Annotated in this window: 9 protein-coding genes and 1 pseudogene; 5 read left to right on the plus strand and 5 right to left on the minus strand. The window is 70.3% G+C overall.

Annotated elements, in window-relative coordinates; all coding sequences use genetic code 11:
- Positions 1 to 67: 67 nt before the first annotated feature.
- The 3 genes from GT354_RS27040 to GT354_RS27050 all read right to left on the minus strand — a co-directional run bounded on the left by GT354_RS27040 (position 68) and on the right by GT354_RS27050 (position 2669).
- The gene (locus GT354_RS27040) at positions 68 to 802 is read right to left on the minus strand and encodes a response regulator transcription factor (RefSeq protein WP_161358990.1); all 735 of its coding nucleotides are present in this window, start codon (positions 800 to 802) and stop codon (positions 68 to 70) included.
- A gap of 56 nt (positions 803 to 858) precedes the next feature.
- Positions 859 to 1671 (minus strand): ABC transporter permease, encoded by an 813-nt coding sequence (locus GT354_RS27045; RefSeq protein ID WP_161358991.1) that lies wholly within the window; start codon positions 1669 to 1671, stop codon positions 859 to 861.
- An 80-nt stretch (positions 1672 to 1751) separates the two neighbouring features.
- Positions 1752 to 2669, minus strand: coding sequence for an ATP-binding cassette domain-containing protein (locus GT354_RS27050; RefSeq protein WP_161358992.1), 918 nt, complete (start codon positions 2667 to 2669; stop codon positions 1752 to 1754).
- A 318-nt stretch (positions 2670 to 2987) separates the two neighbouring features.
- On the opposite strand from GT354_RS27050, the gene GT354_RS27055 reads away from it, so the two are divergent.
- Positions 2988 to 3251 (plus strand): DUF6332 family protein, encoded by a 264-nt coding sequence (locus GT354_RS27055; protein ID WP_161358993.1) that lies wholly within the window; start codon positions 2988 to 2990, stop codon positions 3249 to 3251.
- A gap of 49 nt (positions 3252 to 3300) precedes the next feature.
- Positions 3301 to 4014, plus strand: a complete 714-nt coding sequence (locus GT354_RS27060) for a 2-phosphosulfolactate phosphatase (protein ID WP_346012189.1) — start codon at positions 3301 to 3303, stop codon at positions 4012 to 4014.
- A gap of 75 nt (positions 4015 to 4089) precedes the next feature.
- On the opposite strand, the gene GT354_RS27065 is transcribed toward GT354_RS27060, so the two are convergent.
- Complete coding sequence (locus GT354_RS27065) at positions 4090 to 4923, minus strand: helix-turn-helix transcriptional regulator (protein WP_161358995.1); 834 nt, start codon at positions 4921 to 4923, stop codon at positions 4090 to 4092.
- Here GT354_RS27065 and GT354_RS27070 point away from each other — a divergent pair.
- The 3 genes and pseudogenes from GT354_RS27070 (at position 4894) to GT354_RS27080 (ending at position 6668) form a co-directional block, all read left to right on the plus strand.
- A complete protein-coding gene (locus tag GT354_RS27070) occupies positions 4894 to 5430 on the plus strand; it encodes an aldo/keto reductase (RefSeq protein ID WP_346012190.1) in 537 nt (178 codons plus the stop codon). The two genes, GT354_RS27065 and GT354_RS27070, sit on opposite strands and share 30 nt — an antisense overlap.
- A gap of 52 nt (positions 5431 to 5482) precedes the next feature.
- Positions 5483 to 5560 (plus strand): annotated as a pseudogene (locus tag GT354_RS54540) (TetR family transcriptional regulator); the annotation flags it as partial.
- A gap of 364 nt (positions 5561 to 5924) precedes the next feature.
- Positions 5925 to 6668 (plus strand): alpha/beta hydrolase, encoded by a 744-nt coding sequence (locus GT354_RS27080; protein WP_161358996.1) that lies wholly within the window; start codon positions 5925 to 5927, stop codon positions 6666 to 6668.
- Between the two features lie 228 nt (positions 6669 to 6896).
- Here GT354_RS27080 and GT354_RS27085 read toward each other — a convergent pair.
- Positions 6897 to 7171 (minus strand): DUF6879 family protein (locus tag GT354_RS27085; RefSeq protein WP_161358997.1); only part of this gene is annotated, 275 nt, incomplete at its 5' end.

Here is a 7171-nt window from a genome sequence, read left to right on the forward strand (position 1 = left end):
CGGCCGGGTCCGCCACCGGCGGACCGCGCGGCGCTCACGTCGGTGGCGCGCCGCGCGTCGGCGTCCGTCACGGCCGTGGCCTGCGCAGCACGTACCCGATCCCGCGCACGGTGTGGATCAGCTTCGGCTCGACATGGTCCACCTTGCGGCGCAGGCAACTGATGTACGACTCCACGATGCCCGCGTCACCGCCGAAGTCGTAGCGCCACACGTCGTTGAGTATTCGGGACTTGTCCAAGGCCTGGTCGACGTGCTCCAACAGGTAGCGCAGCAGCTTGAATTCGGTCGGTGACAGGTCGATCGTCCGCCCGGCCCGGGTGACCAGATGAGCGGTCACGTCGATCTCCAGATCGGCGACGCTCAGCGTGCCCTCGGCGGCGCTCTCGCCGCGAACCCGGCGCAGGATCGCCCGGATCCGGGCGATCAGTTCGTCGAGTTGGAACGGCTTGGTGACGTAGTCGTCGCCGCCGACGAGGAACCCGTTGAGCTTGTCGGCGGTGTCGTCCCGGGCGGTGAGGAAGAGCACCGGCACGGCCGCGCCGCCGCGTTGTTCGCGCAGGCGCCGGAGCACCTCGAAGCCGTCCATGTCGGGCAGCATCACGTCCAGCACGACCAGATCGGGCCGGTCGCGCCCGGCGATGGCGAGTGCCTCGTCGCCGGTGGCCGCGGACTCGACCGCGAAGCCGGAGAAGCGCAGGCTCGCCGACAGCAGTTCACGCACGGTGGGCTCGTCCTCCACCACCAGGAGCAGATCCGCTCCGGCCCTCGACCGGCCGGCCCCGCCGTGATTGCCGCCCCTCATGCCCAGCCCCCGTCGTCGCGTGCCCGTCCGACACTTGCCCGTCCGCCGTCCGCTTCCTACACGTCGCGGCGGCGGAAGAGCGCGAAGGCGAACGCGAGGATCACCGCGACCCATACGCACAGCATCGCGTAACCGGCCCAAGGGCCGAGCATGTCCGGATCGCGATGCACCGCCATGATTCGGCTGCCGGCGTTGGTGGGCCACCACTTCTGCGCGTTCGTCTCCCACGAGCCGGGCAGTGCGGTCGTCAGGGTCGGCACGAGCAGGGTGAACGACATCAGTACGGCGAGCGCGCCGGCCGTGGCCCGCAACAGGGTGCCCAGCGCGACCCCGAGCAGGCCGATCGCGGCGAGGTAGAGGCCGCAGCCGAAGACCGCGCGCAGCACGTGCGGATCGCCCAGGCTCACGTATGGGACCTGCTGCGCCTTCAGCACCGGTTGTCCGACGAAGAACGCGGCGAATCCGACGACCTGACCGACCACGAGGGCGACCCCGGCGAACACCGCGGCCTTCGCGCCGAACAGCCAGGACCGACGAGGCACGGACACCGCGCTGGGCATGATCATCTTCGTGGCGTATTCGGAGGTGACCGCCAGGACACCCAGCACGCCCAGCGCCAATTGGGCGAAGAGGTAACTCTTGGTGCTGGACGCCGTCGGGTCGAAGTCGAGACGGTCGGCCGCGCTCGCGTCCTTGAACCCGGCCGCGCCGGCCGCGCTCAGCAGGAGTCCCAGGCCCACGCCGAGCGCGATCGTCACCAGCAGTGTGTACGCGGTGGAGCGCAACGAGCAGAGCTTCGACCACTCGGAATACGCCACGTCCGCCCACCGGTACGGGCGCGGCGGCGCCCCGGTGGCCGGGTCGGTCACGTGGGTGCGGTCTCGGTCTCGACGCCCTTCTCCGTCTCGGTCTCGGTCTCGGTCTCGGTCCCGGGTATCGCTCGCGGCGCTCATCCGACCGCTCCGTCCGTCACGTGGTACTCGACGCTGTCGCGGGTCAGTTCCATGAACGCCTCTTCCAGGGACGTCCGTTGCGGCGTCAACTCCGCGAGCGGTACCCCGTGGGTGGCGGCGTGCCGACCGATCTCCAGGCCCTCCAGGTCGGACACCGTCAGCGCGCCCGTCGCGTCCACCCGTACCGTCGCCCCGACCGCGGTCAGCACCCGGGCGAACTCGTCGGCGAACGGGGTGCGCACCAGCACGGAGCGGGTGGAACTGCGTTCGATGAACTCCTCGAGGCTGCTGTCCGCCACCAAACGGCCGCGTCCGATCACGATCAAGTGGTCGGCGGTGAGCGCCATTTCGCTCATCAGGTGGCTCGACACCAGTACCGTGCGGCCCTCCTCGGCGAGCCGCCTCATCAAGTGTCGGATCCAGCGGATGCCCTCCGGGTCGAGCCCGTTCACCGGTTCGTCGAACATCAGGATCCCCGGGTCGCCGAGCAGCGCGGCGGCGATCCCCAGCCGCTGACTCATCCCGAGCGAGAACTGCCCGACCCGCTTGCCCCCGACCCCTTCCAGGCCGACCAGCGCCAGCACCTCGTCCGCACGTCGGGCCGGCAGGCCGTTGCTGCGGGCCAGGCAGACCAGATGGCTGCGCGCGGTTCGGCTCGGGTGCGCCGCCTTCGCGTCGAGCAGCGCGCCCACCGCGCACATCGGCCGCGGCAGGTCGACGTACCTTCGACCACCCACCGTGGCGGTCCCGGAGGATGGGGCGTCCAGGCCCAGAATCATCCGCATGGTGGTGGTCTTGCCCGCGCCGTTGGGGCCGAGGAACCCGGTCACCCGCCCCGGGCGCACGGTGAAGCTGAGGTCGTCGACGGCGACCTTCCCGTCGTACCGCTTGGTCAGCGACTCGATCTCGATCATCCGGCGGCCTCCCCGATCCGATGACGCGCCGCTCGTCGGCACGATCCATATCGACTCATGGGCGCACCGTGCCGGCCCCGAGTGGCGCGCCACTGCAAGCTTCCCGAACGTCCGCTGGGTCCGGCGTCCCCGAAGCCCCCGTCCGGGCCGAATCCCACACACACCACCCCGGCACACTCAGCGAACACTCAGCAAGCCTTCGCCAACCCCGCCGGCAACACGAGCGCGTCGCGGCCTCGACCGCGATGGGTCGGTGGGCTTCGTGTTCGTGGAGTGCGAGTCGAGGTGATCGTGGGTCGGGGCTGCGATGATGTGGGCATGTGGACAGGGCCTCGGAGTTCGGCCGAGCGGGATGTCGTCACCGTCGAGATCGCGTACGCGTTGGCCAGTGCCGGTTTTCTGGCGGTCGTGGTGTTCGCGGTGATCGCCGGGCCGGCGTGGGTGTGGGATCTCCCTTCGGCCGTCGACGAGTCGTTGTTCGTGGCGGGCAGGTGGACGGCCGGTGTGCTCGCGGTGATCCGTGTCGTGCATGTGTTGCGGCAGCACGCCCGACCGCAACGAGCGCGGCCGAGCAGCGATTGAACGCTGTCGTCGGTGGTGCGGCCGAGGGGCATGCGCGAGCATGACCGGCATGGACGCTCGTTTCGTCGGTATCGCCGATCTGGTCGAAGTCCCGTCCGTGGCGGTCGTGGTCGACGTCATGCGTGCTTTCACCGTGGCCGCCTGGGCCTTTGCCCGGGGGGCGGAGAAGATCGTTCTGGCCGAGTCGCCGGACGAGGCTCTGGCGCTCAAGGCTCGCCACCCGGGTTGGGTGGCGCTCAAGGACGGTCCGCCCACGCCCGGGTTCGACATGGTCAACTCGCCGGGCCTGCTGCGGTCCGTCGACCTCGGCGGACGGACCGTCGTACAAAAGACCACGGCGGGGACGGTCGGTGCCCTCGCGGTCAAGGAAGCGCCGCTGGTGCTGTGTGCCGGCTTCGTGGTGGCGGAGGCAACGGCTCGGCTCCTGCGGGCACGGGCGAGTGACAGGGTCACGTTCGTGGTCACCGGCGAGGACGGACAGGCCCAGGAGGACCTGGCGTGCGCTCAGTACATCGCCCGGAGAGCCGCCGGCGTCGGAACCGGGGCCGAGACCGATGCTGCCGAGTTTCTCCGCCGTGCCGCGGCGTCACGTGCCGCCGCCGAATTGGCGCAGCGGGTGCGTCGGGGAGTCCATCCCGATGACGTCGCACTCTGCCTTGAGCTCGACCGGTTCCCCTTCGCCATGGTGGCGACGTTGGAGGGGTCGCTCATGGTCCTGCGTCCGTGCGCCTTGCCCTCGCCGACCGACGACGCGCCGATCTGATCGTCGGCGAGGGGTTCGACCGGAGCACTATGGAGAACCCACGGAAGGACACACGGTGACGTCGGTACGACGACGTCACCGTCCGCGCAACCGGTCCAGTGCCGACCGGCTCTCGTCGTCCGCCGCGCGGCAGATCATCAACCGTTGGTCCGGATCCTGAAGTGGCACGAGCACTTCGAAATGCACCGCGATCGTTCCGACTTCGGGATGCCGTAGCACCTTGTGCCCGGTGCCGTTGACGTTGATGTCCCGCTCGGCCCACAACCGCGCGAACTCCTCGTTGCGGGTGCCGAATTCGGCGATGAGTTCGGTCAACGCCCGATCCTCCGGATGCGCGGCCCACGCGGCCCGCAAGTGGGCGACCCCCTCGCGTACGACGCGGTCCCGGTCGACATAGAACTCGCGAATCTGCGGATGCAGCAGGCACAGCCACATCGCATTGCGCTGCTTCGGCGGCAGGGTGTCGAAATCCAGGAGCAACCCGGCCATCTCGCTGCTCCAGGCCAGGATGTCGTAGCGGTGGTTCATCAGCATGGCCGGCAGCGGCGACAGGTCGGCGACCAGCCCGGCCGGCGGCGCCGTCGCGGTGGTGGCCGGCTTGTCGGCACCGCGGCGGCGCTGCCGGGCCAGGTCGAAGAGGTAGTCGCGTTCGTCGGGGGCCGGCCGCAGCGCCCGGGCCGGCGCCTCCACCACGTCCGCCGAGGGCCGCAGCCCGCGGGCCTGTTCCAGCCACACAACGTAGTCGATGCTGATCCCGGCCGGCTCGGCGACCTCTTCGCGGCGCAACCCCGGGGTCCGCCGGGACTGCCGACGCGACGGCAGGCCGAAATCGAGCGGGTCCAGGCGTTCGCGCCGGGTCCGCAGGAATGCGGCCAATTCGTGCGTCGTGTCCACGGTGGTGGTCGTCATGCCCCGTACCTGATCGAGCGCGGCGGGGAACGTGACCTGATCCCGATGGCCCGCGAGATGGGCTTGGGCGTGGGGCCCTACTCGCCACTGGCCGGCGGGGTACTCACCGGCAAGTACAGCCGCGGCGACCTGAACGCGACGAACGCCGCGGTCGACGACGGCACCCGAAAGAACTTCAACATCGCCAACGGCGGTCTCACCGAACGCAACCTCGACATCGCCGACGCGGTGAAGGGGGTCGCCACGGAACTGGGCCGCACCACCGCCCAGGTCGGGCCGGCCTGGACCCTGCGGAACCCGGATGTCACGGCGTCGCTCATCGGCGCCCGCACGCTCGCCCAACTGGAGGACAACCTGGGCGCCCTGGAGGTCGACTTCACAGCCTCTCAACTGGCCCGCCTGGAGGCGGCCGCCGCGATCCAACTCGGCTACCCGCACGACCTGCTCGCCAGTGACCGGATGCGCGAGGTGACCCAGGGCGACCTGAAGATCGAAACCCGCCGCTGACCATCCCGATCGAGCCCCGAGGACGGCGCCGTCGCCGCCCTCGGGGCGATCTTCGCGCAGAGCCGGCGTCGGGCTCGCGACCCTGCCGAGGCACTTCCCGCCGCGCGAGGCGCTGCTCGGTGCCGTGCTCCATGCCCTGCTTGATGCCCTGTTCGGTGTCCTGCGCGGTGTCCTGTTTGTTCGGTGACCTGCCCGGTGTTCTGTTCGTTCGGTGCCCCGTCCGGTGATCTGCTCCGCATCGGCTTCCGGCTTCGACGAACTCACGGCGCCGATCGGTGGAGCGACCCGCGGGCCGGCTGCACCCGGCCACGGAGCCCCCGTAAACCCGGTGGCGGCCCACGGCGACCGCTGCTACCTTTCCGGAGGCCGTGCGAGAGATCGAGGAGGTGGTACCCGTGAACGCAGTATCGACACGGGTGCTCCCCTTCGGGGTCACGGTCGGGCGATAGGTCGTCCGGGAGCGCCGTTTCAGAGCTCTCCCGAAAGGCACGACCATGCGACTCACCTTCACATCCGAGCAGCGCCTCGACGACGGCGTCCTCGAACGCACCTTCACCCTCGGCGAGATCCCCGGCATCCTGTGGACGCCCGCATCCGCGTCCGCGTCCACGCCGACGCCGCTGATCCTGGTCGGCCACCCCGGTGGCCTGGACAAGATGTACCCCCGGCTGGCGGGCCGGGCCCGGCACTCGGCGGCGGACGGCTTCGCCGCGGCCACCATCGAACTCCCCGGAAGCGGTGACCGGCCCCGTTCCGCCGCCGCCGAACAGGCCCGCGCCGACCTGCGCCGGGCGCTGGAGGCCGGCGAGCCGGTCGCCGAGGAGATCGTGGACCGGCTCGTCCTCCCGCTGGTCGAAAAGGCGGTCCCGGAATGGCAGGCCGCCCTTGACGCCCTCCTCTCACTGCCCGAGATCGACGGCCCGGTCGGGTACTCGGGGGGAGTGATCGCCATCGGGACCCGGCTGGCGTTGGTCGAACCGCGCATCTCGGCCGCCGTTCTGTTCGCGGGAAGTTTCGTGCCGCGCGCCTCGTTCGAGGAGGCCCGGCAGGTCACCATCCCGCTGCACGTCCTGCTCCAGTGGGACGACGAGGGCAACGACCGGCAGGCGGCCCTGGACCTGTTCGACGCCTTCGGCTCCAAGGAGAAGACGCTGAACGCCAACATGGGCGGCCACACCGGCGTTCCGCAGTTCGCGGGAGACGCCGCAGCCCAGTTCTTTACCCGACACCTGAAGTAGAACCGGCCCCCAAGGCCGGCACCGGCCGCCAACCGATCTCGGCCGGGCTCCCACTCGCCACGAACGGCCCCGACCCTCCCCGATCACGGTGACCGCCGGCCAATGCCCACCCCCACCGGCCGGTACCGCCTCTCAGCGGCCCGGCCGGCGGAGGGCGGTTGCTGCGCTGCTTGAAAGGGATCACGGCATCTGGAAAAGGCACCCACCGCGCCCGTTGGCGGGTCGGGGTCAGATCTCGAAGTCTTCGTGCGGGAGGGCCCGTTCCGACACCGCATCGAAGGCAGCGGTGCACTGTTTCGCCAGGGCGGTGCTGTGGAGGTCCACGTGGTGGAGGAATTCGCCGTTGCCGGTGAAGAGGTTGAAGCGCACGAGTCGGTCGTCCATGACCCACAGGTCGTTGCCGGGGAGGAGGAGGTCGGATGCTCGGCTGCGGGGGAGCCAGCGCACGTGTTCGCCGGCGGCGATGTTCTGGTGGGTGCAGGCGTGTTCGTAGGCGATGTAGG

The organism is Streptomyces sp. SID3343 (assembly GCF_009865215.1).
GTDB lineage: Bacteria > Actinomycetota > Actinomycetes > Streptomycetales > Streptomycetaceae > Embleya.